The sequence below is a fragment of the Pseudomonas sp. St290 genome, from assembly GCF_018325805.1.
Classification (GTDB): Bacteria; Pseudomonadota; Gammaproteobacteria; order Pseudomonadales; family Pseudomonadaceae; genus Aquipseudomonas; species Aquipseudomonas bijieensis.
Map to the genome: position 1 here is coordinate 185,714 of NZ_AP014703.1, position 25,240 is coordinate 210,953.

Sequence of the window (25,240 nt, forward strand, 5' to 3'; positions counted from 1 at the left end):
TTCATCAAATGGAGAGCAACATGAGCGCACCTGTCGTCATCGTCGGTACGGGCCTGGCCGGTTATAACCTGGCCCGAGAGTTTCGCAAGCTCGACAGCGAAACCCCGTTGCTGCTGATCACCGCGGACGACGGTCGCTCGTATTCCAAGCCGATGCTCTCCACAGGCTTTGGTAAAAACAAGGATGCCGACGGCTTGAGCATGGCCGAGCCGGGGGCCATGGCCGAGCAACTCAAGGCCGAAATACGCACCCATACCCGTATCAGCGGCATCGATCCGGGCCACAAACGGCTGTGGATTGGCGAAGAGGCGGTGAACTATCGTGACCTGATCCTGGCCTGGGGTGCCGAAACCGTGCGGGTGCCGGTGCAGGGCGATGCCGCCGAGCTGATTTTCCCGATCAACGACCTGGAAGACTACGCACGCTTCAGGGCCGCGGCTGCTGGCAAGCGCCGGGTGTTGTTGCTCGGCGCCGGCCTGATTGGCTGCGAGTTCGCCAACGACCTGAGCCTGGGCGGCTACGAAGTACAACTGGTGGCGCCGTGCGAGCAAGTCATGCCGACGCTGCTGCACCCGACCGCTGCCGCAGCGGTCCAGGCCGGGCTGGAAAGCCTCGGTGCGCGCTTCCACCTGGGCCCAGTGCTCAACCGCTTGCAGAAGGTCGCCGACGGGCTGGAGGCGCACCTGTCCGACGGCCAGGTGATTGCCTGCGACCTGGTGGTCTCGGCCATCGGCCTGCGCCCGCGCATCGACCTGGCGGCGGCCGCCGGCCTGGTGGTCAACCGCGGCGTCGTGGTCGACCGCCACCTGAAAACCTCCCACGCCAACATCTACGCCCTGGGTGATTGCGCAGAGGTTGATGGCTTGAACCTGCTCTACGTCATGCCGCTGATGAGCTGCGCCCGGGCTCTGGCCCAGACCCTGGCTGGCAATCCGACCGCCGTCAGCTACGGCGCCATGCCGATTACCGTGAAAACCCCGGTGTGCCCACTGGTAGTGTCGCCACCACCGCGAGGCAGCGAGGGCGTGTGGAGCGTCGAAGGGCAAGGCTCGGACATTAAGGCGCTGTGTCGCGACGCTCAAGGCAATCTGCTGGGGTACGCCCTGACAGGCACGGCGGTGATGGAGAAACTGGCGCTGAACAAGGAACTTCCACCCCTGCTGGCGTAAATACTGGTCGTTCTGTCGCAAAAACCCTACTTTTGGTCCCACAAAGGTCGCCCGGACACTGGCGCCGTTTTCGGCACCGTGCCATCCTCACTCCCGTCTGCCGCAGAGTAGAGCCTGCGGCGCCTTAGGGGCTGTTCCAAAGAGAACAGCACGGACATAACAACAAAAAAACCGTCAAAGGGGCTTCATTCATGCGTAAACCAGAACTCGCCGCCGCCATCGCGGAAAAAGCAGACCTCACCAAAGAACAAGCCAACCGCGTCCTCAACGCCGTCCTCGAAGAAATCACCGGCGCCTTGCACCGCAAGGACAGCGTCACGCTGGTGGGCTTCGGCACTTTCCTGCAACGCCACCGCGGCGCCCGCACTGGCAAAAACCCACAGACCGGTGAGCCTGTGAAAATCAAGGCCAGTAACACCGTTGCCTTTAAGCCAGGCAAGTCCTTGAAAGAAAGCGTCAACCCATAATCGCTGCGAGTACCTCGGTCAGGGGGAGAAAACGGCAATCAAAAAGGGCATACCGATTCATCGGGATGCCCTTTTTATTGCGGGGTTGCTGGCTGTGGCCAGGCTTGGTGAGACAGCGATGGCTTAGATGGCCATTATCCGTGGCGAGGGAGCTTGCTCCCGCTGGGGCGCGAAGCGGCCCTGAAAAGCGACGACTGCTGCGCAGCCTAGCGGGAGCAAGCTCCCTCGCCACAGGATTGGAGATGCCCAATGTGGGAGCAAGCTTGCTCGCGATGACGTCCGCCTAGTCAATGGAAGTATTCGGTTCCGCCAACGCCTTCAAGGCCGCCCTGCGCTCGTCGATCGGTAATTTCCCCAGCTTTTCCACCGCCGCATAAAACGCAACCCAATCACCGCCCTCCCGCCTGAACAATGCCGCAAAGGCCGGCACCCACTGGTCATACAAACCAAACGGCAATAACCGTGCATTGTTAAGTGGCGCATAGACCCAGGCGTCATAGCGTTTGTCGCCTGCCCACTGGCTGTCGCGCAGTTGCTGATAGTCGGCGCGCAGGCGCTCGAACTCTTCTGCTTTGCGTTGACGCATCTGTTCGGCCGGCAAGGGCTGGGTATAGAGCTTTTCCAGGCGCTGACGGGTATCGAGGATCAGTTGGATGAATTGGTCGCGCTGGCGCCCCCGCTTGCCGTTATCCGGCGCCAGCCCGCGACTGGCGCGCCATTGCCGGCTGCCTTCCTGTTCGACGAAGGTGGCGAAGGACTCATTGAATTCCGTGTCGTCCTTTACATAAAACCGCTGGTGCGCCAGTTCATGAAAGATCAGTGTCGCCAGGCGTTCGTCGCCCCAATGCATCATCGAGCTCAGGATCGGATCGTTGAACCAGCCCAGCGTCGAGTAGGCCTCTACGCCACCGATCGACACGTCCATGCCCTGCAGCCGCTGCAACGCGGCCTCGCCACGGGCGGCGTCCTGGCTGTAGTAGCCGCGATAGGCCACGCAACCGGCAATCGGGAAACAGTGGTTTTGCGGTGCCAGGGAAAATTCGGGCGTGGAGAAGACATTCCAGACTACGAACGGGCGGCCAATATCGGCGTACAGGCGATAGCTTTTATTGTCCGGCAAGTGCAAGTGAGCAGTGGCGAATGCCCGCGCCTCGCGCGCTTGGGCCAGGTGCGCTTTCAGTTGGGTATCGCGAGCAGGGTCGGCGATGATCTGGTCGATAGGCTCTCGGGCCTGCAATAACCGAAGTTGCCCGCCGACGAGCTGGCTGTAGTAACTGGCGCTTGTGCAACCGTTGAGTAACAAAAGCAGGAGGCCTGGAAACAAAATCCGGAAAACACGGTCGAGTAACCGATGGTTTGAATGCGGCCTGATCAATTGGAATCACCCTGGGAAAGTCTGCCCACAAGACTATCTCGCCTGCCTGGAGCTTCGCTATGCGCGTGTTGATGCTGACGAGTGGCCTGTTGCTGCTGACCGGTTGTGCCGGTTTGCCTGACCCTGACCCATCCCAAGCGTGGATCGACCTGGGAAACCATCAGGACACCGCGCTGCAAGCGCTGAAGGTCGATGACAAGATGTCTGTGGACCGACGTTATTTCGAGGTGCAACCCGGCAGCCATGAGCTGACGGTGCGTTATCAATTTGCCGTCGAGCCCGGCAACATTGGCCCGGATGCCGAGCCGCTGTGGCGCGATTGCCGGTTGAATGTGAAGTTCAAGGACTTCAACGCCGGCCAGCGCTACCAGTTGCAGGCTGGCAACATCGGTTTCCGGCCCTGGGCCAAGCTGTATGACCAACAACGCAAGGTGGTGGGGCAAGGGACACCGGCAGGCTGCCAGCAAAGTTGATCGGCGCTATGCTCAAGACCTGATTTTTCAGGAAGCTCACCATGCGTCTTCACATGCTGTTACTGGCCTTCGTTGTCATGAGCGGTTGCACGGCGACCCCGTTGCCAGCGGTCGATTCGAACATGGCCTGGATCGATTTCGCGACGCCTACGCCTGGCGGCAAGGTACTGATGGCTGAAAAGCTGGATGGTCAGCGACTGCGAGACGGGCGTTTCTTCCAGGTTTCGCCGGGCAGTCATGAATTGGAAGTGCGCTTCGATTTCGAGGTGTTTGGTGGCGGTGGGCTGGGTTTGATGAGCGAGCCGCAAGAACGGCTGTGCTACCTGACCGTGCGATACGACCATTTCGAAGCCGGCCAGCGCTATCGTCTGGAGGCGCGTAACCTGGCGTTCACCCCAAGCGCCCGGCTTTATGACGCCAAGCGAGAAATCGTTGCCGAAGATCGACAAGCCCGTTGCATGCCATAGGGCGTCTTAGCGGTCGTTCTTCTGGTAGATGATTTTCTTCGTGCCGTTTTCGCAAGTGCCAACGACCATGTTCTGGTCATGGACTTCGTCATTGGTGACGATTTCCAGCGTATAGGACGTGACGCCCTGCGCCTGGATCTTGGTTTCGATTTCGGCCTTGAGTTCTTCGCAGGGTTTGGGGGCCGCAAGGGCCGACGAGGCCAATGCGCAACCGATGACTGCCAGGGCAAATCGTTTCATGCTCGAATTCCTCATTGCAGCGCGCACTGCCTGTGCGCTGAGACTGCGGGCATGCATTCGACCACAATTGTATCAAGGTAAACAGATCACCCGTCCCCAGAAAGGTCGCAGCCTCCACAATGCCTGCGAAAGCTGCGACCGCCTTCAGCGGGTCAGCTCACCAGTGTTGCGTCCAATGTGATCTCGGCATTCAGCACCTTGGAAACCGGGCACCCTTCCTTGGCCTTCTTGCTCAGTTCGTCGAACTGCGCCTGGCTGGCGCCGGGGATTTTCGCCTTGAGAATCAGCTTCACGGCGGTAATCGCAAATCCGCCATCGACCTGATCCAGGGTGACTTCGGCGTTCGTGTCGATACTCTCGGCCTTTAGCCCGGCGTCGCCAAGGATCATCGAAAAGGCCATGGAAAAGCAGCCGGCGTGGGCCGCGCCGATCAATTCCTCTGGGTTGGTGCCCTTGCCGCCCTCGAATCGAGCCTTGAAACCATAGGGTGCTTCGCGTAACACGCCAGTTTCCGTGGAGATGGAGCCGATACCGGTTTTCAGGTCGCCTTCCCAATGAGCCGATGCTTTCTTGATGATAGCCATGTCTGCCTCCTCAATATCCGGCGCGGGGTTCGCGCCTGGGTGTTTTCCGTTGTCAGGGTTGTGAGGATAGACCGCCCGATAAAGTTCATCCTGTCGATTAGCCGACCGATTTAGTAGGAAAATTCGTCGCAGCTATTGAAACTCGGGTATATGCCCACATTGCATGGAACACACCTTTAGAAACGGCAGGCTTTTGCCCGTAGGAAAAAGCCCGGAACGCCGTTGGAGATCCCGGCCCATGAAACAGCTGTCCGAAGTGAAATTCTCAACCCTCGACCTGGTGCCTGTTCGCGCCGACGGCAACGCCGCCCAGTCCTTGCGCAACTCGCTGGACCTGGCGCAGCACGTGGAGAAATACGGCTATACCCGTTTCTGGGTAGCCGAGCACCACAACATGGATGGCATCGCCAGCTCCGCGACCGCCGTGCTGCTGGGCTATCTGGCCGGGGGCACTTCGACCATCCGTGTCGGCTCCGGCGGGGTGATGCTGCCCAACCATGCGCCGTTGATCATTGCCGAGCAGTTCGGCACGCTGGAAAGCCTCTACCCAGGTCGAATCGACCTCGGGCTGGGGCGTGCGCCAGGTTCCGACCAGATGACCGCCCGGGCGCTGCGTCGCGAGCGCTCTGGCAGCGCTGACGATTTCCCTGAAGACGTGGCCGAACTGATGCGCTATCTCGGCCCGCGTACTCCGGATCAACGCATCATCGCCGTGCCAGGCACCGGCACCAACGTGCCGGTGTGGCTGCTGGGTTCGAGTCTGTTCAGTGCGCAATTGGCCGGTGAACGGGGCTTGCCCTATGCATTCGCCTCCCACTTTGCGCCGCGCTATATGCACGAGGCGATACGCATTTACCGCAACCATTTCAAGCCGTCGGCGGTGCTCGACAAGCCATATGTAATGCTCGGCGTGCCACTGGTGGCGGCCGATACGGACGAACAGGCCGATTACCTGGCGACCTCGGTGTATCAGCGGATCCTGGCGTTGATGCGCGGCCAAAGCCTGGTGCAACGTCCGCCAGTGGAAACCATGAACGGTCTCTGGCTGCCCCATGAGAAAGAAGCGGTTGGCGATTTCCTGGGCCTGGCCATGGTTGGCGGTCCGCAGAAGATTCGCGCCAAGCTGGAGGTGCTGATTGAGCAAACCCAGGCCGATGAGCTGATTTTTACCAGTGATCTATATGAGCACGCTGATCGCTTGCACTCCTACGAGTTGCTGGCGCAGGTCATGAAAGGCTGAATGACGCCCATGAAAAAGCCGACGCATTGCGTCGGCTTTGACGTACGCGCGGGATCAGCCGCGCTTGTAGACGATTTCTTTCGTACCGGCCTCACAGGTGCCGACGACTTTTTGTCCTTCAGCCGCTGCGCCTTTATCGACGACTTCCAGCGAATAACCTGACACACCCTTGGCGTCCAGCTTCGCTGCGATTTCGGTTTTCAGCTCTTCGCAGGACTTGCCGGCTGCAAACGCACCGCCGGCAAGGCTCAGCAAACCCAGGGCTACCATCAACTTTTTCATCGCTCGCACTCCTTGGTCGGATCGAATAGGGCAGGTATGGAAAAACATGATGCGCATACCATAGCGCATCGCCATTCCCTATGGCACTCCGCCAGCGTGCAAGTTCACCGCCCCTCAGCTGTTGGCAATCCGGAACCCGACCTTGATGGTCACCTGGAAGTGCGCGGCACGACCGTTTTCGATGTGTCCGCGGGTTTCCGTGACTTCGAACCACTCCAAGTGCTTGAGGCTTTTGCTGGCCTCGGCCAGGGCGTTATTGATGGCGTCTTCAATGCTGGTGGGAGACGAGCCGACCAGTTCGACTTTTTTGTACGTGTGATGATCACTCATGACGTTCTCCTTGGTTGGTCTTTAACAGCCTAGCAGCGAATTTTCGCCTTACGTGTGGCGCCGTTTGCGCTTTGAAGTTCAGATTTACTGCACTTTCAGAAACGACCGCAGTCCCAATTCACACACGCCACTCAACCACTGCAGGAGAGAGCCACCATGGCCAGCAATTCGTTACGTAAAGCCTCGTTGCAAAGCATGGAAGCGGAGATCGAGAGTCTGCTCAAGTCGTTGGAAAGCCTGAAGGACGATGCTTCGGACGAGTCGCGTAAGACCCTCAAATCGCTCAAGGCAAATGCTGAAAACGCGCTGAAACATTCTCGCCATCTGCTGAGCGATGCGTATGAAGAGGTCAAGGTGAAAACCCGTGAAACCGGAATCGCCACACGCGACTACGCGCAGGAACACCCCTGGACCACGGCTGGTGTCGCGGTCGGTGCGCTGGGTTTGCTGGCCGCTTACTTGCTGTGCAAACGCGGTGACTGACTCGGTTGGCTCAGCTCATGCCTGAGCCACTGGGCCAATTGCCCTGCGCGCCCGTCTGCGGCGCGCTTGGGCAGCCACAACGCCAGTCGCGCCGCCGTTTCATCGAAGCCCCACGGCGCGACCAGACGACCGGCGCGCACGTCCTCGGCCACCAGTGGCTCGGGCGCGATCGCCACGCCTAATCCCGCTACGGCGGCCTCCAGCAAATAGTACAGATGCTCGAATCCTTGCCCGAACTTCAGTGCCTGGGGTTCAAGGTGTTTTTGCCGTGCCCAGGTCGGCCAGGCCTGTGGGCGTGACGTGGTATGCAGCAATGGCTCGTCCAATAGCGCACTGGCCGGTGCGGCCTGCAAGCGGGCGAACCCGGCGTAGTGCGGGCTCATCACGGGGCCGATCCGCTCGCTCACCAGTTCGTACACCTGCATGTCCGCCGGCCAGGGCGGCTCGGCGAATACCAGCAAGGCGTCCAGCCCCGGGCGCCGGGGGTCCAGGTCGCCTTCGCCGGCGGACAAATGCAGGCGCAAATCCGGCAGGTCGGCGTTGAGCCTGCCCAGTCGGGGAATAAACCAGCGCGCCAGCAAGCTTCCCGAACAGCCCAGAACAAACGGGGCATCTGCCGTACTTTGCGTCAGTTCCGCGCAAACACCGCGCAATCGTTCGAACGCCTCGGCGCTGACATCCCGCAGGCGCAAGCCGGCATCTGTGAGTTTCAGGCCGCGCCCATCCTTGCTGAACAGGCTGACGCCCAGATGCTCTTCCAACACCTTCAATTGTCGGCTGACCGCACCGTGAGTGACGTGCAGCTGTTCAGCCGCCTGGCTTACGCTGTTCAGGCGGGCGGTGGCCTCGAAGGCGCGCAAAGCGTTGAGCGGGGGAAGGTCATGGCTCATGGGATATGTGAGTTTTCCTGACAGGTTGTGGCGATCTTATCGGTTTTCAGCGCGGCATGTCAGGGGTAGAGTGACCTCATTGTCTTTCTACGTATTCGTTTGGAGCGCCCGATGACCCAGTCTACGACCCCCTTCAACCTGCGCAGTGGCCCCGACGCCAACGGCCTGTTTGGTGCATTCGGTGGCCGCTATGTGGCCGAAACCCTTATGCCGTTGATCCTCGACCTGGCCCGCGAATACGAAGTGGCGAAGGAAGATCCGGCGTTCCTCGAAGAATTGGCCTACTTCCAGCGTGACTATGTCGGACGTCCGAGCCCGCTCTACTTCGCCGAGCGCCTGACCGAATACTGCGGCGGCGCCAAGATCTATCTCAAGCGTGAAGAGCTGAACCACACCGGCGCGCACAAGATCAACAACTGCATCGGCCAGATCCTGTTGGCGCGGCGCATGGGCAAGAAACGCATCATCGCCGAGACCGGTGCCGGCATGCACGGTGTGGCGACCGCCACTGTGGCTGCACGTTTCGGCCTGGATTGCGTGATCTACATGGGCACCACCGACATCGAGCGGCAGCAGGCCAACGTATTCCGCATGAAGCTGCTGGGCGCTGAAGTGATCCCGGTGGTCGCCGGTACCGGCACGCTGAAGGACGCAATGAACGAGGCCCTGCGTGACTGGGTCACCAACGTCGACAGCACGTTCTACCTGATCGGCACCGTGGCGGGCCCGCATCCGTACCCGGCCATGGTGCGCGACTTCCAGGCCGTGATCGGCAAGGAAACCCGCGAGCAGTTGCAAGCCCAGGAAGGTCGCCTGCCGGATAGCCTGGTGGCGTGCATCGGCGGCGGCTCCAACGCCATGGGCTTGTTCCACCCGTTCCTGGACGACAAGAGCGTCGAGATCATCGGCGTCGAGGCCGCGGGCTATGGCATCGAGACCGGTAAGCATGCGGCGAGTTTGAACGGCGGCGTGCCGGGTGTACTGCACGGCAACCGCACCTTCCTGTTGCAGGACGACGACGGTCAGATCATCGACGCCCATTCGATTTCCGCGGGTCTCGACTACCCCGGTATCGGCCCGGAACATGCCTGGTTGCATGACATTGGTCGCGTCCAATACACCTCGGTCACTGACGCCGAAGCCTTGGAAGCCTTTCACAAATGCTGTCGCCTGGAAGGGATCATTCCTGCACTGGAAAGTGCCCATGCCCTGGCGGAAGTGTTCAAACGCGCACCCAACCTGCCGAAAGATCACCTGATGGTGGTCAATCTGTCCGGCCGTGGCGACAAAGACATGCAAACCGTGATGCACCACATGGAACAGTCCCAGCAGGAGAAACACTGATGAGCCGCCTGCAAACCCGTTTTGCCGAACTCAAGGAACAGAACCGCGCCGCCCTGGTGACTTTCGTCACGGCTGGCGATCCGGACTACGATACCTCGTTGGCGATTCTCAAAGGCCTGCCGGCTGCCGGTGCCGACGTGATCGAGTTGGGCATGCCGTTCACCGACCCGATGGCCGACGGCCCGGCGATCCAGTTGGCGAACATCCGCGCCCTGGGGGCCCAGCAGAACCTGGCGAAAACCCTGCAAATGGTTCGTGAGTTCCGTAAGGACAATACCGATACACCACTGGTGCTGATGGGTTACTTCAACCCGATCCACCGCTATGGCGTGCAGCGTTTCATTGGTGAGGCGCTGGACTCTGGTGTGGATGGCCTGATCGTTGTGGACATGCCGCCCGAGCACAACAGTGAACTGTGCGAACCGGCCCAGGCTGCCGGCCTGGACTTCATCCGCCTGACCACTCCCACCACCGACGACGTGCGTTTGCCGACTGTGCTCAACGGCAGTTCGGGTTTCGTGTATTACGTCTCGGTGGCGGGCGTGACCGGTGCCGGCGCCGCGACGCTGGAGCATGTGGAAGAAGCTGTTGCGCGCTTGCGTCGCCATACCGATCTGCCGATCAGCATTGGTTTCGGTATTCGTACGCCGGAGCAGGCTGCGTCCATCGCGCGATTGGCTGATGGGGTGGTGGTGGGCTCGGCGCTGATCGACCATATCGCCAAGGCCGAAACGTCGGAACAGGCGATTGATGGCGTGTTGAGTTTGTGTGCTGCCCTGGCTGATGGGGTGCGCAAGGCGCGTGTCAGCTGATTGTCGATTCGACTCGCAGCCACGAAAAAAAAGGGGGGCGGAACTTGGTTCCGAACCCCTTTTTGTTGCTCATGAAATGCTCGAAGAACGGCTCCAGGAGCTATGGCCGCATAGGTCAGGGGACCATCAAGGCAACTCCAATCCTCCGCCGGCCTTGTGCAGCTTGCGCAAATGCTCGCCGATCTCTTTCACATTAGCCTCGCTCGCGGCAATTTCAGCAGCGCGGCTCGGCTCAAGCAAAGCCCTGACTTCCTTGTCCAGATCGCCTGTCAGTGTTTGCAGCTGTTTCTGACGCAGGCTGCTTTCCGACTCCAGTCGTTGCCACTCGCTGGGTTGTGGCAACCCATAGCCGCTGCTACCCAACAACTCGGCGGGACGGCTCAGGAAGCCGCTGTTGGCAAGGATCTGCTGTAGCGTCGCGTTAGCCCTTTCCATACCGCCATTCTGCAATTCACGGGCTCCAAGGTAACGCTGCTTGACTTCGTCCTGTGCCAACAACAGTTGCCGCCGATAACTGGCCTGTTCCAGCAGCAACAACGCCGCGCTGGTGCGCAGGTCGGCCTGTTCGAACCAGACGCGGCGTTCAGCGGCGTCCAGGGCCAGCCAGTCTTCCACCGTTTGCTGCTTGATTGGCAGATACTTCTTCAGCACCTCGAACATCGCCTGGTACCGCTCGCGGAAGGAGTCGAAGCGGTAGCCCAGGCGCAAGGCTTCCTTGGGATCATCCAGCACGCTGGTGTCCGCCAGGCCCCGGCCCTTGAGCACTTCCAGCAGGCCGTTGGGCATGATGCTGTCCAGGCCCTTGAGCTGCTCGTTATTGCTGCCGCTGCGCAGCAGTTTCAAGCTTTCCACGGCGCAGTTGTTGGACAGGAAGTAATAGTTGCCGTCGTAGCTCCAATGCATTTCGGCAGCGTGTTCGACCGTTTCTTCGATCTCGGTGCGCGACAGGTTCAGCGGCACCGATGCCAGGCTGCGCAGTTCGGTCTTGGTGTATTCATCGATCACCTGGGCCAACGGCAATACGAACAGGCGCGATGGGTATTTGCCGACCAGTCCATCCCAACTCGACAACTGCACATCGCCCACGAAAGCGCGGTATGACAGCACCAGGTGTTGGTCCAGATCCAGTCGACAGTCCGGACCCCGTGGGCGCCCCGGTGCGCAGATCACCAGCCGGAGCATGCTGTGGCCCCAGCGGCTCACCCAGTTCTGATTGGCTTCGGCCAGCAGGTAATCAATGGCATAGACTCGCTCTGGATCGACCTTGCCCAGTGGTGTCTTGGCGAAGTCGTTTCCGGCGTTGAGGAAGGCAAATGATTTGGCGCAGGTATCCTTGGCGGCGGGTGCCCAACCGAAGTGCTCCTGATAATAGCGATACAGGGCGGGGCGGCGGCAAGCATAGCTGGGGTCAAGGAGAAAGTACTCCATGTTGACCGCGACGAATTCCTTGGGGCTGCTCGTTTCGTAGAGGTCCGGGCTGCGGGCGACCTGGCGGTTGTGTTGTTCCCGTTCACCACGACGGCCAACGTATTGCGGCCAGCCGGCGAGGTCCAGCAAGCGCGGATCATCGCTGAGGGTGAAACGGCGGTCGTTCTGGCCCCGGCACTCATCCGGCAGGCCGATGAGCCCGGCACTGCTGTTACGCCGCGTACAGCGCTGGATCAGCGCGCGCTCGGCGTCTGGCCATAGGCGCGAGCGGTCATAAATGTGAGTCAGTTCGTGCAGGACCGTGGCGAGCATTTCCCGTCGCACGGTGCCGTGGGGGCGATGGGTTTTCTGCGTCGCGGCGCTGCCGTCGACAAGGCCGTCGAGCAGGTTGCTATTGAGGTCCAGCTGCGACACCAACGAGGCCTGACCGTAAGCGTTGGTGGGCATCTGGTCAGTCCAGCCGACATCGATGCGTCGGTCCAGGCGCTCGATGAAGCGCGGCGGCAACGCCTGCATGGCTTCATCGAGCAGCGCCTGGCTGGCCTGCTGTTGAGCCGGGCTCAGTCCGTTGGCGTTGAGGTGCAGTTGCAAGCCGGCCTGGGCCATGCTGCCCGTGAGCAGCAAGACCCCGGCCGCCAGCCAGGCGGCGAACCGCCTCACAATGCGAGGATGGCTTCGGCGAGAACCTGGTCACTGGCGTCGCGGGCTTCCGGCACGCGGGTGCGCAAGGTGTCGAAGGCGGCCTCGAGATGAGCACCACGAATTTCACCATTGCTGGCGACAAAACTGGCCGCATCGTCATGGGCTTCGCGGACGATTTTCGAATCACGGATGGAAGTGGTGGTATCGGAAGTGAAATCAATCGTGCGCTGGGAAGCGCGGACGATGATGTTACTGGTGGCTACCAGGGTATGTGCCTGGGCCACATCGGCCAATACCAGCAGGCCTAGGGCGGCAGCAATCAGCGGGCTACGCATGGAACGACTCCGGAAAAATAAGGATAACTATTGGACGAGAATTGCCTGTGCCAGTTCAAGGTCGCTGACGTGAAGTTTTGGCTGGGTCCGGCGCAGGTAATCCAGGGCCGATTCCAGCTGTGCACCTCGCAACTGCCCGTCGCTGGCGATGAACGCCGCAGCGTCATCGTGTGCGGCAACGATCAGTTTATGGTCGAAGGGCGCGGAGGTCACCATGCTGGTGGCATAGCCGCTGACCACCACTTGCTGGGTGGACACATCGAAAGCATGGGCCGGAACAGACCAGCAGAACACTGCGAAGAAAGACGCGATGAACAGATCTGAGTAAAAACGCATGGGACTCGACGGTTGATGGCGAGCTTGAAGGCTAGCGCAAACCTGCGGGCCAGAGCCAGCGCTGAAACATCGGAACACCATTTGGTGCCCGATGTTTCATGTTGCATCAGATCACCAGGATGGCTTGGGCCAGCTGCGCATCGGTGGCGTTGAGCTGTGGTGCCTGCTGGCGGATGTAATCCAGGGCGCTTTCCAGTTTCACGCCACGGATGGCACCTTCGCTGGCCACGAAGCTGGCGGCGTCATCGCGGGCGGCTTGAACGATCTTGTTGTCCCGCAGTGACGAAGTTGCATCGGAAGTCACATCAGACGTGGCCTTGAGTGCGCCAACGATGGAGTCAGTGGTGACGATAAAGCTGCTGGCGTTGGAGTGGGTGGCTACGGCCAACAGGGCAACTGCGCTGAGCAGGCGAAGACGAATCATGATGAAACTCCTTGGATAATGAGGTAATGCCGGTGCGTGTAGCTGGAAGAGCAGACGCATGCTCGACTCGCTTCGCCACGTTCGCATCGATATTAGGACAGAACGCAGTGGCTGACAGCCCTTTGCGACCGTCACTGGCAGCATGATGCTCGCATTAGGCGCTATGGCTCAAGAAAACTGTACTGGTATTGAGTTAGACGTTTTAAAACTGTTATGCCTCTCCAGTTTTCCCGAAAAATCGGCCTCGGAAACGACAAGACCCGTCGCGGTTTCCCGCGACGGGTCTTGTTTGTTCAATTCGGTGCTGGCGGTGGACCCGGTGGGTCAGGGCCAGCGACGCTGAGTTAGCGCCAGAACGGCTTGCTCAGCTCTTCGTAGCGTTGTGCTTCGCTGATACCGGCGTCAGCCAGCAGGCGCGAATCCAGACGAGCCAGTTGGTGACGGCTGGCAATGCGGCGCTGCCACAACATCAGGTTGGCAATAACGCGAAGAGGCAAGGAAGCCTGGTTTTTTTCAGCTTTGTCTTCGAAAAACAGCTCGGAACTGAGTGTACGTTCCATGGTTGACATCCTTCCGCTTGTGGCGGGATTAGGTAGTGGTTTACTGGTGCCCATGATCCTCTCGTTTGGCCAGTCTCTCTAGATACAGTTCACCTGTATTGTGAGGGACCAGTTAACTGTTAAAGAGCGGTGTACTGGTCGATATTGAGGCAACTGTACCTATCTGCTCAATATTGGTGCGTTTTTCATCGTTTCCGGAGGTTTTGTGGGAAAAGACTGTAAGGAAACACCGGTACAGCAGTACAGTTTTTGTAAGATTGGGCTCGGATGATGAGCTTCAGTCAAAACTGTATTTGCGATAGCGGTGTTCCAGCTGTATCAGACTGCCAACATCCGCCCGGTTTCTTCGAGGTTCAGGTGCCAACTTAGTGCATCGCGCAGGATATGCGGGGTATGCCCACCCAAGGCGCATGCAGCTTGGAAGTATTCATTCAGCGCTTGGCGGTAGGATGGATGCACGCAGTTGTCGATGATTACTCGCGCCCGCTCCCTTGGCGCCAGGCCACGCAGGTCGGCCAGGCCGATTTCGGTCACGAGGATGTCGACATCATGCTCGGTATGGTCCACATGGCTCACCATCGGCACGACACTGGAAATGGCACCGCCCTTGGCAATCGACTTGGTAACGAAAATCGCCAAGTGGGCATTGCGGGCGAAATCCCCCGAGCCGCCAATGCCATTCATCATCCGAGTGCCACAGATATGCGTGGAATTGACGTTGCCGTATATGTCGAACTCCAGCGCGGTGTTGATACCGATGATGCCGAGGCGGCGTACGACCTCGGGATGGTTGGAGATTTCCTGCGGGCGCAGGACCAATTTGTCCTTGTACCTTTCCAGGTTGCCGAACACATCGGCGTTGCGTCGACTCGACAGCGTGATAGAGCTGCCGGAGGCGAAGCTCAGCTTGCCGGCGTCGATCAAGTCAAATGTCGAGTCCTGCAGGACCTCGGAATACATGGTCAGGTCTTCGAACGGGGAATCGATCAGCCCGCACATCACGGCGTTGGCGATGTTGCCAATCCCCGCCTGCAACGGCCCGAGCTTATTGGTCATGCGTCCGGCTGAAACTTCCTGCTTGAAGAAATCGATCAGGTGATCGGCGATGGCCTGGGTGTCGCTGTCCGGTGGCGCGACGGTCGAAGGCGAGTCTCCTTGGTGGGTGATGACAATGGCAGCAATTTTTTCCGGCGGGATCGGGATAGCGGGGCTGCCAATACGATCGTCGACTTTCACCAGCGGGATCGGAGTGCGGGTTGGGCGATAGGTCGGAATATAAATGTCGTGCAGCCCTTCCAGATTCGGGTTGTGGGCCAGGTTGATCTCGATGATCACTTGCCGGGCGAAAATGGCGAAGCTGGCCGAGTTACCCACCGATGTGGTCGGTACAATATGCCCTTGCTCGGTAATGGCCACCGCTTCGATCACGGCAATATCGGGCAGCTTGAGCTGGCCATTGCGCAGTTGTTCGACGGTTTCCGAGAGGTGCTGGTCGATGAACATCACCTCGCCTGCGTTGATCGCCTTGCGCAACGTGCTGTCGACCTGAAACGGCATGCGTCGTGCCAGCACACCGGCTTCGGTGAGCTCCTTGTCGAGGTCGTTGCCCAGGCTTGCTCCGGTCATCAGGCTGATTTTCAGCGGGGTGAGCTTGGCGCGTTCAGCCAGGGCGTGGGGTACGGCTTTCGCTTCTCCGGCGCGGGTAAAGCCGCTCATGCCGACGGTCATGCCGTCCTGAATCAACAAGGCTGCTTCGGCAGCGCTCATCACTTTATTCAACAAAGAGGGCAAGCGAATGCGGTCACGGTACATGGAGGATTATCTCGGGCTGGAAGCAAGATGCGCAGTCTAGTGAATTCGCGCTGTGCCCGACCCGCTACAAAGGTCGCATTTAAGGCCTCTATTACGGGCGTTTCAGGCAAAACATTATTACCGGATCGGTAACGTTCGGCCTTGATACAAATCAAAACGCCCCGACAAGTCGGGGCGTTAGTAGTGAAGCAGCGAGCGTTATTCCACCGCTTTGACCATGTCCTCGATGACCTTCTTGGCGTCACCGAACACCATCATGGTTTTGTCCAGATAGAACAGCTCGTTGTCCAGGCCGGCATAACCACTGGCCATCGAGCGCTTGTTGACGATGATGGTCTTGGCCTTGAACGCTTCGAGGATCGGCATGCCGGCAATCGGCGACTTCGGATCGTTCTTCGCCGCCGGGTTGACCACGTCGTTGGCGCCGAGCACCAGCACCACGTCGGCCTGGCCGAACTCGGAGTTGATGTCTTCCATCTCGAACACCTGGTCGTAAGGCACTTCAGCCTCGGCCAACAGGACGTTCATATGCCCAGGCATACGACCGGCCACTGGGTGGATCGCGTATTTGACGGTCACGCCGTGGTGGGTCAGCTTCTCGGTCAGCTCTTTCAGCGCGTGCTGCGCCCGCGCTACCGCCAGGCCGTAGCCCGGCACGATAATCACTGTGTCGGCGTTGGTCAGCAGGAAGGTCGCGTCGTCAGCCGAACCGGATTTCACCGGGCGGGCTTCTTTGGAGCCTGCTGGGCCAGCCGCATCCGCCGTGTTGCCGAAACCGCCGAGCAGCACGTTGAAGAACGAACGGTTCATCGCCTTGCACATGATGTACGAGAGGATCGCACCGCTCGAACCCACCAGCGAACCGGCAATGATCAGCATCGAGTTGTTCAGCGAGAAGCCGATACCCGCTGCGGCCCAACCGGAATAACTGTTGAGCATCGAGACCACTACCGGCATGTCCGCACCGCCGATCGGGATGATGATCAGCACGCCCAATACAAAGGCCAGGGCCAGCATCAGGGCGAATGCGCCGAGATTGCCGGTGAGCATGAAGGTCAGGCCCAGGCCTAGCGTTGCCAGGCCCAGGATCAGGTTGAGCTTGTGCTGGCCGCCAAACTGTACCGGTGCGCCCTGGAACAGGCGGAACTTGTACTTGCCCGAGAGTTTGCCGAAAGCGATCACCGAACCGGAGAAGGTAATTGCACCGATGGCTGCACCGAGGAACAGCTCCAGGCGGTTACCGGCCGGAATCGAATCGCCCAATTGCTTGACGATGCCCAGCGATTGCGGCTCGACGACCGCCGCGATGGCAATGAACACCGCCGCCAGGCCGATCATGCTGTGCATGAACGCCACCAGCTCCGGCATCTTGGTCATCTCGACGCGCTTGGCCATGATCGAACCGGCGGTGCCGCCAATCAGCAGACCGACGATGACATAGCCAATGCCGGCAGTGGCCAGCTCAGCTCCCAGCTTATAAATGAGGCCCACGGTGGTAAGCACCGCCAACGCCATGCCGAGCATGCCGAACAGGTTGCCACGTCGCGAGGTGGTGGGATGCGACAGGCCTTTGAGGGCCTGGATGAAACAGATCGACGCGATCAGGTAGAGCGTCGTTACCAGGTTCATGCTCATTACTTGGGCGCCTCTTCTTTTACGGCTTTCGGGGCTTTTTTCTTGAACATCTCAAGCATGCGGCGTGTTACCAGGAAGCCACCGAATACGTTCACCGCAGCCAGGGCTACGGCGAGAGTGCCCATGGTCTTGCCCAGCGGCGTCACGGTCAGCGCGGCGGCAAGCATGGCGCCGACGATCACGATCGCCGAAATGGCATTGGTTACCGCCATCAACGGTGTGTGCAGCGCAGGCGTTACGTTCCAGACCACGTGGTAACCGACATAAATCGCCAGCACGAAGATGATCAGGTTGTAGATACCGGGGGAGATAAGCTCTTCCATTGTCTGAATCCCTGCTTAGGCGTTTTTGCGGATGACTTGGCCGTCGCGGCACATCAGGCACGCGGCGACGATGTCGTCTTCCAGGTTCACGTCGAACTGACCTTCCTTGGTGAAGACCAGCTTCAGGAAGTCCAGCAGGTTACGGGCGTACAGCGCCGAAGCATCGGCCGCGACTTCACCGGCCAGGTTGGTCGGGCCGACGATGGTGACGCCGTTCTCGACAACCACCTGATCGGCCACGGTCAACGGGCAGTTGCCGCCCTGGGCTGCCGCGAGGTCGATGACCACCGAGCCAGGTTTCATCTGCGCGACGGTTTCGGCGCTCAGCAAGGTCGGTGCCTTGCGGCCCGGAATCAAGGCGGTGGTGATGACGATGTCAGCCTGCTTGGCGCGCTCGTGCACGGCTTGGGCCTGGCGCTGCATCCAGCTGGCAGGCATGGGCCGGGCGTAACCGCCGACGCCGACGGCGCATTCACGCTCTTCGTCGGTTTCGTAAGGTACGTCGACGAACTTGGCGCCGAGGGATTCGATTTGTTCCTTGACCGCCGGACGCACATCCGAAGCCTCGATCACAGCGCCCAGGCGCTTGGCCGTGGCAATCGCCTGCAGCCCGGCCACACCGGCCCCGAGAATCAGCACGCGCGCCGCTTTCACGGTACCTGCGGCGGTCATCAGCATCGGCATGAAGCGCGGGTAGTAGTGGGCGGCCAGCAGCACGGCCTTGTAGCCGGCAATGTTCGCTTGAGACGACAGCACATCCAGGCTCTGGGCACGGGAGGTCCGTGGCGCGGCCTCGAGGGCGAAAGCGGTAATGCCGCGTTCGGCCAGCTTGGAGATGGTTTCGTTGTTGAACGGATTGAGCATGCCCACCAGAACGGTGCCGCTCTTTATCAGCGTCAGTTCGCTGTCGCTGGGGGCGACCACCTTGAGGATCAGTTCGGCCCCGAATGCATCACTGGCACTGCCAATGGTTGCGCCCGCTGCCTCATAGGCACTGTCGATAACGCTGGCCTTGATGCCGGCGCCGCTTTGAACAGTGACCTTATGGCCTTGGCCGATGAGCTTCTTGATGGTTTCCGGGGTAGCAGCAACCCGTGTTTCACCCGTTTGGGTTTCGAGGGGAACACCAATGTGCACGTCAAATCTCCTGCGTGATCTTATTGAGTAAACCCAGGCACTTCGGATGGTGCGGCTGGGGCGGCCGATCAGCACGATCCCGCCAAACCAGGCGGGGCGCGGCATTTTGCAGGCGAAAATTCAGCCCTTCAAGGGATTATGACGGGTGACGGAAAATTAACTACAAGTCACCCTGTGACCGAATGTCGCAATTATCGATCGGCATCCCTTGTAGGCCGTGCTTTCCAAGGATTCAGGTTCAAATTGACAATTTTTCCCATCGGCCAGATGAATAAGGCCTGATGCGTTGCGTGATATGGCTCAAAGCCATGTATTTAAACGCTTTGGAGACTACTTCAGGGGCTGCGTAACAGATTGACTGGATGCGACATAAACTTATATCTGTAGCGACTTATGTTAGTTGACTACCTAATCATGTTTTACTTTTTTCTTTATTAATCAATGTGATAGTTGCTTGCCTGTTTCACGAGCCAATCACGAAAAGCACGAAGAGAGGCAGATTCGGCCTTTCGTTCCGGAATCATCAGGTAGTAAGCCTTGATGCTCGACAGCGCGTTGGGGTTGGCAACGACCAATCGTTTCTCTGCCAACTCGCGCTGAATCAAAAAGGGCGGAATCAGCGCAATGCCCATGTCGTGCATGGCCGCTTGGGCAAGCATGGAGAATAGTTCATAACGCGGGCCTGTCAGGTCTCGCGCAATATTCAGGTTCTGGGCGTTGAACCACTGGCGCCACGCATACGGGCGAGTGGTCTGCTGGAGCAAGGGCAGCTCGGCGATGGCCTGCGGCGTCAGGCTCTTCTGGTCACCCAGTAGGGTGGGGCTGCATACCGGCATCGGATTTTCGCCCATCAGCTTGTGGGATTCGGTGCCGGACCAGTCCGCATCACCAAAATAGATGGCGGCATCAAACTCTGTGTCCGCAAAGAGAAAAGGACGTGTGCGGTTGGTCAGGTTGACGGTGACTTCCGGATGCTGATGCTGGAAATCCTTGAGACGGGGCAGTAGCCATTGAGTGCCGAAGGTCGGAACCACGGCCAGCTCGATCACGTTCGCACCGGTGTGCCCCATCACTGAAAGAGCATCGCGCTCGACGGCATCCAGTTGGGTGGCAACTCGACGACTGTAGGAAATGCCTGCTTCAGTCAGCTTGACGCCTCGGCGTGAGCGTCGGAAAAGCTCCACGCTGAGGAAGTCCTCCAGGCTGGCGATCTGTCGGCAGATTGCGCCCTGCGTAAGAGAAAGCTCTTGCGCCGCCTTGGTGAAGCTTTCATGGCGCGCAGCGGCCTCGAAACTGACCAGGGCGGTGGTGCTGGGAATTTTACGGCGCATGTACGCAAGCCTCACTCAATATCGGCATAAACGGGGTTTATGGCGTTTACGAAGTGAGAAATTAGCACAACATAGTGCGTAATCCTCGTTTGCCCTTGTAGGAAAGCGCGCCTAGGATCAATCCACGATTTTCATTTAATTGGCGAGGACTCTTTCATGGCCGGTAAAGCGAGCTTCAACTGGATCGATCCATTGTTGCTGGATCAGCAGCTCACCGAAGAAGAACGCATGATCCGCGACACTGCCGAGCAATTCGCTCAGCAGAAGCTTGCGCCGCGGGTGCTGGAAGCGTTCCGTCATGAGAAAACCGACCCGGCGATTTTTCGCGAGATGGGTGAAGTAGGCCTGCTGGGGGCAACCATTCCTGAGCAGTACGGCGGCAGTGGACTGAACTACGTCAGCTATGGCCTGATCGCTCGCGAGGTAGAGCGCGTCGATTCCGGTTATCGCTCGATGATGAGTGTGCAGTCCTCGCTGGTGATGGTGCCGATCAATGAATTCGGTACCGAGGCGCAAAAACAGAAGTATCTGCCGAAACTGGCGTCGGGTGAGTGGATCGGCTGCTTTGGTCTGACCGAGCCGAACCATGGTTCCGACCCGGGCGCGATGATTACTCGTGCGCGCAAGGTGGAAGGTGGCTACAGCCTGACGGGTAGCAAAATGTGGATCACCAACAGTCCGATCGCAGACGTCTTTGTTGTCTGGGGCAAGGACGACGCCGGCGATATCCGCGGCTTCGTTCTCGAAAAGGGCTGGAAGGGCCTGAGTGCGCCGGCTATTCATGGCAAGGTTGGGCTGCGCGCTTCGATCACTGGTGAAATCGTCATGGATAACGTATTCGTGCCGGAAGAGAACATTTTCCCCGATGTCCGTGGCCTGAAAGGTCCGTTTACTTGTCTGAATTCGGCGCGCTACGGCATCTCCTGGGGCGCCTTGGGGGCGGCTGAATTCTGCTGGCATACCGCTCGCCAGTACACGCTGGACCGCCAGCAGTTTGGTCGCCCGTTGGCTGCGAATCAGTTGATCCAGAAGAAGCTGGCCGACATGCAGACCGAAATCACGCTGGCCCTGCAGGGATGCCTGCGTCTGGGGCGTATGAAAGATGAAGGCACTGCGGCGGTCGAGATCACTTCGATCATGAAGCGCAACTCCTGCGGCAAGTCCTTGGATATTGCTCGTATGGCGCGGGACATGTTGGGCGGCAACGGTATCTCCGATGAGTTCGGCATCGCTCGTCATCTCGTGAACCTGGAGGTCGTAAACACCTACGAAGGCACGCACGACGTTCATGCGTTGATCCTGGGGCGTGCGCAAACCGGTATCCAGGCGTTCTATTAATAGGAGAACGCTCATGGGCGCGCTTTCGCATCTGCGGGTATTGGATTTATCGAGGGTCTTGGCTGGGCCGTGGGCCGGACAGATCCTGGCGGACCTGGGGGCGGATGTCATCAAGGTCGAGCGTCCCGGCAATGGCGACGACACACGTGCCTGGGGGCCGCCCTTCCTGAAGGATTCCCGAGGCGAGAACACGACCGAGGCTGCTTATTATCTGTCGGCCAATCGCAACAAGCAGTCGGTGACCATCGACTTCACGCGCCCGGAGGGGCAGCGGCTGGTGCGAGAGCTGGCGGCCAAGTCCGATATCCTGATCGAAAACTTCAAGGTGGGCGGGCTGGCGGCTTATGGTCTGGACTATGAGTCGCTGAAGGCGATCAATCCGCAATTGATCTATTGCTCGATAACCGGGTTTGGCCAGACCGGCCCTTACGCCAAGCGCGCCGGGTATGACTTCATGATTCAGGGGCTGGGGGGCTTGATGAGCCTGACTGGCCGCCCTGAGGGTGATGAGGGTGCGGGGCCGGTGAAGGTAGGGGTTGCGCTGACGGATATCCTCACGGGGCTGTATTCGACTGCTGCTATTTTGGCGGCGCTGGCTCATCGTGATCATGCCGGCGGCGGGCAGCACATCGATATGGCCTTGCTGGATGTTCAAGTGGCTTGCCTGGCCAATCAGGCGATGAATTACCTGACTACGGGCAACGCGCCGAAGCGACTGGGCAATGCTCATCCGAACATCGTGCCTTATCAGGATTTTCCTACGGCCGATGGCGATTTTATCCTTACGGTAGGTAATGACGGCCAGTTCCGAAAATTCGCTGAGGTGGCTGGTCAGCCGCAGTGGGCTGATGATCCGCGTTTTGTCACAAACAAGCTGCGGGTGGCGAATCGGGCGGTGTTGATTCCGTTGATTCGCCAGGCGACGGTGTTCAAGACCACTGCCGAATGGGTGGCTCAGTTGGAACAGGCGGGTGTGCCGTGCGGGCCAATCAACGACCTTGCCCAGGTATTTGCCGATCCTCAGGTGCAGGCGCGTGGATTGGCAATGGAGTTGCCTCACCTTCTAGCTGGTCGCGTGCCGCAGGTGGCTAGTCCGATTCGACTGTCCGAGACACCGGTGGAATATCGCAATGCGCCCCCTTTATTAGGGGAGCATACGCTGGAGGTACTGCAGCGAGTCTTGGGGCTGGACGAAGCGGCGGTGGCGGCGTTCAAAGAGGCGGGAGTGCTTTGAGTCTTCTCTTCTATATAGGAGGAGGTTTTAAAGGAAGAAAGCAGCGGGTTGGCCGGTGCTGCGCAACTTATTGATAGAAAAGCGAAATTAATGGTTGACGGCAAATTCTGGACGTCTATAATTCGCCCCACTTCCGGCGCAGTCGAAACGGAAAACTCCTTAAGATTCAATGAGTTAAGTAGATTTCGAAGGGGTCGGGCTTCAGTTCATCGAAGCCAGGAAGTGGCTGATAAGGCAGTGTGGGTTTGGTCTTTTCAGCGGTTCGATCTTCTCGGTCGAAAGCGGTGAAAAAGAGGTGTTGACAGCAGCGAGTAACGCTGTAGAATTCGCCTCCCGCTAACGAGAGATCGGAAGCGCAAGTGGTTGAAGTTGAAAAGGAAACTTTGAAAACTTCTGAAAATAACCGCTTGACAGATACATCGGGCGCTGTAGAATGCGCGCCTCGGTTGAGACGAAAGCTCTTAACCAACCGCTCTTTAACAACTGAATCAAGCAATTCGTGTGGGTGCTTGTGGAGTCAGACTGCTAGTCAACAGATTATCAGCATCACAAGTTACTCCGCGAGAAATCAAAGATGTAACCAACGATTGCTGAGCCAAGTTTAGGGTTTTCTCAAAACCCAAAGATGTTTGAACTGAAGAGTTTGATCATGGCTCAGATTGAACGCTGGCGGCAGGCCTAACACATGCAAGTCGAGCGGTAGAGAGGTGCTTGCACCTCTTGAGAGCGGCGGACGGGTGAGTAATGCCTAGGAATCTGCCTGGTAGTGGGGGATAACGCTCGGAAACGGACGCTAATACCGCATACGTCCTACGGGAGAAAGCAGGGGACCTTCGGGCCTTGCGCTATCAGATGAGCCTAGGTCGGATTAGCTAGTTGGTGAGGTAATGGCTCACCAAGGCGACGATCCGTAACTGGTCTGAGAGGATGATCAGTCACACTGGAACTGAGACACGGTCCAGACTCCTACGGGAGGCAGCAGTGGGGAATATTGGACAATGGGCGAAAGCCTGATCCAGCCATGCCGCGTGTGTGAAGAAGGTCTTCGGATTGTAAAGCACTTTAAGTTGGGAGGAAGGGCATTAACCTAATACGTTAGTGTTTTGACGTTACCGACAGAATAAGCACCGGCTAACTCTGTGCCAGCAGCCGCGGTAATACAGAGGGTGCAAGCGTTAATCGGAATTACTGGGCGTAAAGCGCGCGTAGGTGGTTCGTTAAGTTGGATGTGAAAGCCCCGGGCTCAACCTGGGAACTGCATTCAAAACTGTCGAGCTAGAGTATGGTAGAGGGTGGTGGAATTTCCTGTGTAGCGGTGAAATGCGTAGATATAGGAAGGAACACCAGTGGCGAAGGCGACCACCTGGACTGATACTGACACTGAGGTGCGAAAGCGTGGGGAGCAAACAGGATTAGATACCCTGGTAGTCCACGCCGTAAACGATGTCAACTAGCCGTTGGGAGCCTTGAGCTCTTAGTGGCGCAGCTAACGCATTAAGTTGACCGCCTGGGGAGTACGGCCGCAAGGTTAAAACTCAAATGAATTGACGGGGGCCCGCACAAGCGGTGGAGCATGTGGTTTAATTCGAAGCAACGCGAAGAACCTTACCAGGCCTTGACATCCAATGAACTTTCCAGAGATGGATTGGTGCCTTCGGGAACATTGAGACAGGTGCTGCATGGCTGTCGTCAGCTCGTGTCGTGAGATGTTGGGTTAAGTCCCGTAACGAGCGCAACCCTTGTCCTTAGTTACCAGCACGTTATGGTGGGCACTCTAAGGAGACTGCCGGTGACAAACCGGAGGAAGGTGGGGATGACGTCAAGTCATCATGGCCCTTACGGCCTGGGCTACACACGTGCTACAATGGTCGGTACAGAGGGTTGCCAAGCCGCGAGGTGGAGCTAATCCCACAAAACCGATCGTAGTCCGGATCGCAGTCTGCAACTCGACTGCGTGAAGTCGGAATCGCTAGTAATCGCGAATCAGAATGTCGCGGTGAATACGTTCCCGGGCCTTGTACACACCGCCCGTCACACCATGGGAGTGGGTTGCACCAGAAGTAGCTAGTCTAACCTTCGGGGGGACGGTTACCACGGTGTGATTCATGACTGGGGTGAAGTCGTAACAAGGTAGCCGTAGGGGAACCTGCGGCTGGATCACCTCCTTAATCGACGACCGCAGCTGCTCCATGAGCTCCCACACGAATTGCTTGATTCATTGAAGAAGACGAAAGAAGCAGCCCGAAATTGGGTCTGTAGCTCAGTTGGTTAGAGCGCACCCCTGATAAGGGTGAGGTCGGCAGTTCGAATCTGCCCAGACCCACCAATTTTGTGTGGGAAACGCCTGTAGAAATACGGGGCCATAGCTCAGCTGGGAGAGCGCCTGCCTTGCACGCAGGAGGTCAGCGGTTCGATCCCGCTTGGCTCCACCACTACTGCTTCGATTGTATAAAGCTTAGAAATGAGCATTCCATCGGTTCGATGGTGAATGTTGATTTCTAGTCTTTGACTAGTTCGTTCTTTAAAAATTTGGGTATGTGATAGAAAGA

General features: G+C 58.6%; 26 protein-coding genes, 2 tRNA genes and 1 rRNA gene. 13 read left to right on the forward strand and 16 right to left on the reverse strand.

Translation table 11 applies throughout. The annotated features are described in order from the left end of the window. Nucleotides 1-20 precede the first annotated feature (20 nt). Complete coding sequence (locus tag PBDP_RS00790) at nt 21-1,169, forward strand: NAD(P)/FAD-dependent oxidoreductase (RefSeq protein WP_163855884.1); 1,149 nt, start codon at nt 21-23, stop codon at nt 1,167-1,169. 191 nt (nt 1,170-1,360) lie between these two features. Beyond that, entirely contained in the window at nt 1,361-1,636 is a 276-nt protein-coding gene (locus tag PBDP_RS00795; protein ID WP_060739802.1) for an HU family DNA-binding protein, read from the forward strand. Between the two features lie 283 nt (nt 1,637-1,919). Here PBDP_RS00795 and PBDP_RS00800 read toward each other — a convergent pair whose 3' ends face one another. Beyond that, nucleotides 1,920-3,011 carry an aminopeptidase gene (locus PBDP_RS00800; RefSeq protein ID WP_212801696.1) on the reverse strand — a complete coding sequence of 364 codons (1,092 nt, stop codon included), beginning with the start codon at nt 3,009-3,011 and terminating at the stop codon, nt 1,920-1,922. A 59-nt stretch (nt 3,012-3,070) separates the two neighbouring features. On the opposite strand from PBDP_RS00800, the gene PBDP_RS00805 reads away from it, so the two are divergent. Further along, nucleotides 3,071-3,484, forward strand: coding sequence for a PA0061/PA0062 family lipoprotein (locus tag PBDP_RS00805; protein ID WP_109756536.1), 414 nt, complete (start codon nt 3,071-3,073; stop codon nt 3,482-3,484). Nucleotides 3,485-3,525: 41 nt separating this feature from the next. After that, nucleotides 3,526-3,951 (forward strand): PA0061/PA0062 family lipoprotein, encoded by a 426-nt coding sequence (locus tag PBDP_RS00810; RefSeq protein ID WP_109756537.1) that lies wholly within the window; start codon nt 3,526-3,528, stop codon nt 3,949-3,951. Between the two features lie 6 nt (nt 3,952-3,957). Here PBDP_RS00810 and PBDP_RS00815 read toward each other — a convergent pair whose 3' ends face one another. Together PBDP_RS00815 and PBDP_RS00820 are read right to left on the reverse strand one after the other, a co-directional pair. After that, the gene (locus PBDP_RS00815; protein WP_109756538.1) at nt 3,958-4,191 is read right to left on the reverse strand and encodes a DUF1161 domain-containing protein; all 234 of its coding nucleotides are present in this window, start codon (nt 4,189-4,191) and stop codon (nt 3,958-3,960) included. Nucleotides 4,192-4,343: 152 nt separating this feature from the next. Next, complete coding sequence (locus PBDP_RS00820; protein WP_109756539.1) at nt 4,344-4,775, reverse strand: OsmC family protein; 432 nt, start codon at nt 4,773-4,775, stop codon at nt 4,344-4,346. A gap of 238 nt (nt 4,776-5,013) precedes the next feature. Between PBDP_RS00820 and PBDP_RS00825 the strand changes: the two genes are divergently transcribed. Beyond that, nucleotides 5,014-6,015, forward strand: coding sequence for an LLM class flavin-dependent oxidoreductase (locus PBDP_RS00825; RefSeq protein ID WP_212801697.1), 1,002 nt, complete (start codon nt 5,014-5,016; stop codon nt 6,013-6,015). Between the two features lie 54 nt (nt 6,016-6,069). Here PBDP_RS00825 and PBDP_RS00830 read toward each other — a convergent pair whose 3' ends face one another. Beyond that, nucleotides 6,070-6,297 (reverse strand): DUF1161 domain-containing protein, encoded by a 228-nt coding sequence (locus tag PBDP_RS00830; protein ID WP_109756540.1) that lies wholly within the window; start codon nt 6,295-6,297, stop codon nt 6,070-6,072. Nucleotides 6,298-6,411: 114 nt separating this feature from the next. Next, a complete protein-coding gene (locus PBDP_RS00835; RefSeq protein WP_003177209.1) occupies nt 6,412-6,627 on the reverse strand; it encodes a dodecin in 216 nt (71 codons plus the stop codon). 156 nt (nt 6,628-6,783) lie between these two features. Between PBDP_RS00835 and PBDP_RS00840 the strand changes: the two genes are divergently transcribed. Further along, nucleotides 6,784-7,110, forward strand: coding sequence for an ElaB/YgaM/YqjD family protein (locus PBDP_RS00840; RefSeq protein WP_003196426.1), 327 nt, complete (start codon nt 6,784-6,786; stop codon nt 7,108-7,110). Here PBDP_RS00840 and PBDP_RS00845 read toward each other — a convergent pair. Beyond that, nucleotides 7,083-8,000 carry a LysR family transcriptional regulator gene (locus tag PBDP_RS00845; protein WP_163855877.1) on the reverse strand — a complete coding sequence of 306 codons (918 nt, stop codon included), beginning with the start codon at nt 7,998-8,000 and terminating at the stop codon, nt 7,083-7,085. The two genes, PBDP_RS00840 and PBDP_RS00845, sit on opposite strands and share 28 nt — an antisense overlap. A gap of 111 nt (nt 8,001-8,111) precedes the next feature. Here PBDP_RS00845 and trpB point away from each other — a divergent pair, with 111 nt between their 5' ends. Together trpB and trpA are read left to right on the forward strand one after the other, a co-directional pair. Next, nucleotides 8,112-9,344 carry a tryptophan synthase subunit beta gene (gene trpB, locus PBDP_RS00850; RefSeq protein WP_014335911.1) on the forward strand — a complete coding sequence of 411 codons (1,233 nt, stop codon included), beginning with the start codon at nt 8,112-8,114 and terminating at the stop codon, nt 9,342-9,344. Further along, on the forward strand, nt 9,344-10,156 hold the full coding sequence (gene trpA, locus PBDP_RS00855; protein ID WP_109756542.1) for a tryptophan synthase subunit alpha: 813 nt from the start codon (nt 9,344-9,346) through the stop codon (nt 10,154-10,156). Before trpB ends, trpA begins: the two co-directional genes overlap by 1 nt. A 126-nt stretch (nt 10,157-10,282) precedes the next feature. Here trpA and PBDP_RS00860 read toward each other — a convergent pair whose 3' ends face one another. From PBDP_RS00860 to PBDP_RS00905, 10 genes are all read right to left on the reverse strand, one after another. Next, nucleotides 10,283-12,244: a DUF7844 domain-containing protein gene (locus tag PBDP_RS00860; protein WP_109756543.1), complete on the reverse strand. Its 1,962-nt coding sequence runs from the start codon at nt 12,242-12,244 to the stop codon at nt 10,283-10,285. Beyond that, entirely contained in the window at nt 12,241-12,561 is a 321-nt protein-coding gene (locus PBDP_RS00865; RefSeq protein ID WP_003187020.1) for a DUF2388 domain-containing protein, read from the reverse strand. Before PBDP_RS00865 ends, PBDP_RS00860 begins: the two co-directional genes overlap by 4 nt. Before the next feature lie 27 nt (nt 12,562-12,588). Next, entirely contained in the window at nt 12,589-12,897 is a 309-nt protein-coding gene (locus tag PBDP_RS00870; protein ID WP_109756544.1) for a DUF2388 domain-containing protein, read from the reverse strand. A 106-nt stretch (nt 12,898-13,003) separates the two neighbouring features. Beyond that, nucleotides 13,004-13,321: a DUF2388 domain-containing protein gene (locus PBDP_RS00875; RefSeq protein WP_109756545.1), complete on the reverse strand. Its 318-nt coding sequence runs from the start codon at nt 13,319-13,321 to the stop codon at nt 13,004-13,006. A gap of 344 nt (nt 13,322-13,665) precedes the next feature. Then, complete coding sequence (locus PBDP_RS00880) at nt 13,666-13,881, reverse strand: DUF1127 domain-containing protein (protein WP_003187014.1); 216 nt, start codon at nt 13,879-13,881, stop codon at nt 13,666-13,668. A 318-nt stretch (nt 13,882-14,199) separates the two neighbouring features. Next, the gene (gene scpC, locus PBDP_RS00885) at nt 14,200-15,693 is read right to left on the reverse strand and encodes a succinyl-CoA:acetate CoA-transferase ScpC (RefSeq protein ID WP_116833878.1); all 1,494 of its coding nucleotides are present in this window, start codon (nt 15,691-15,693) and stop codon (nt 14,200-14,202) included. A gap of 198 nt (nt 15,694-15,891) precedes the next feature. Next, a complete protein-coding gene (locus tag PBDP_RS00890) occupies nt 15,892-17,328 on the reverse strand; it encodes an NAD(P)(+) transhydrogenase (Re/Si-specific) subunit beta (protein ID WP_212801698.1) in 1,437 nt (478 codons plus the stop codon). Beyond that, nucleotides 17,328-17,651 carry an NAD(P) transhydrogenase subunit alpha part 2 gene (locus PBDP_RS00895; protein WP_003187010.1) on the reverse strand — a complete coding sequence of 108 codons (324 nt, stop codon included), beginning with the start codon at nt 17,649-17,651 and terminating at the stop codon, nt 17,328-17,330. The genes PBDP_RS00890 and PBDP_RS00895 overlap by 1 nt, the downstream gene beginning before the upstream one ends. 15 nt (nt 17,652-17,666) lie before the next feature. Further along, the gene (locus PBDP_RS00900; protein WP_116833879.1) at nt 17,667-18,788 is read right to left on the reverse strand and encodes a Re/Si-specific NAD(P)(+) transhydrogenase subunit alpha; all 1,122 of its coding nucleotides are present in this window, start codon (nt 18,786-18,788) and stop codon (nt 17,667-17,669) included. 434 nt (nt 18,789-19,222) lie between these two features. Beyond that, a complete protein-coding gene (locus PBDP_RS00905) occupies nt 19,223-20,119 on the reverse strand; it encodes a LysR family transcriptional regulator (RefSeq protein ID WP_116833880.1) in 897 nt (298 codons plus the stop codon). Between the two features lie 156 nt (nt 20,120-20,275). On the opposite strand from PBDP_RS00905, the gene PBDP_RS00910 reads away from it, so the two are divergent. The 5 genes from PBDP_RS00910 (at nt 20,276) to PBDP_RS00930 (ending at nt 25,123) form a co-directional block, all read left to right on the forward strand. Then, the gene (locus PBDP_RS00910; protein ID WP_014335919.1) at nt 20,276-21,457 is read left to right on the forward strand and encodes an acyl-CoA dehydrogenase; all 1,182 of its coding nucleotides are present in this window, start codon (nt 20,276-20,278) and stop codon (nt 21,455-21,457) included. A gap of 13 nt (nt 21,458-21,470) precedes the next feature. Continuing rightward, nucleotides 21,471-22,691: a CaiB/BaiF CoA transferase family protein gene (locus PBDP_RS00915; RefSeq protein ID WP_109756550.1), complete on the forward strand. Its 1,221-nt coding sequence runs from the start codon at nt 21,471-21,473 to the stop codon at nt 22,689-22,691. A gap of 631 nt (nt 22,692-23,322) precedes the next feature. Next, nucleotides 23,323-24,859, forward strand: a 16S ribosomal RNA gene (locus PBDP_RS00920). An 81-nt stretch (nt 24,860-24,940) separates the two neighbouring features. Beyond that, nucleotides 24,941-25,017, forward strand: a tRNA-Ile gene (locus PBDP_RS00925). 30 nt (nt 25,018-25,047) lie between these two features. Continuing rightward, nucleotides 25,048-25,123: transfer RNA gene (locus tag PBDP_RS00930), tRNA-Ala, on the forward strand. Nucleotides 25,124-25,240: the final 117 nt, after the last annotated feature.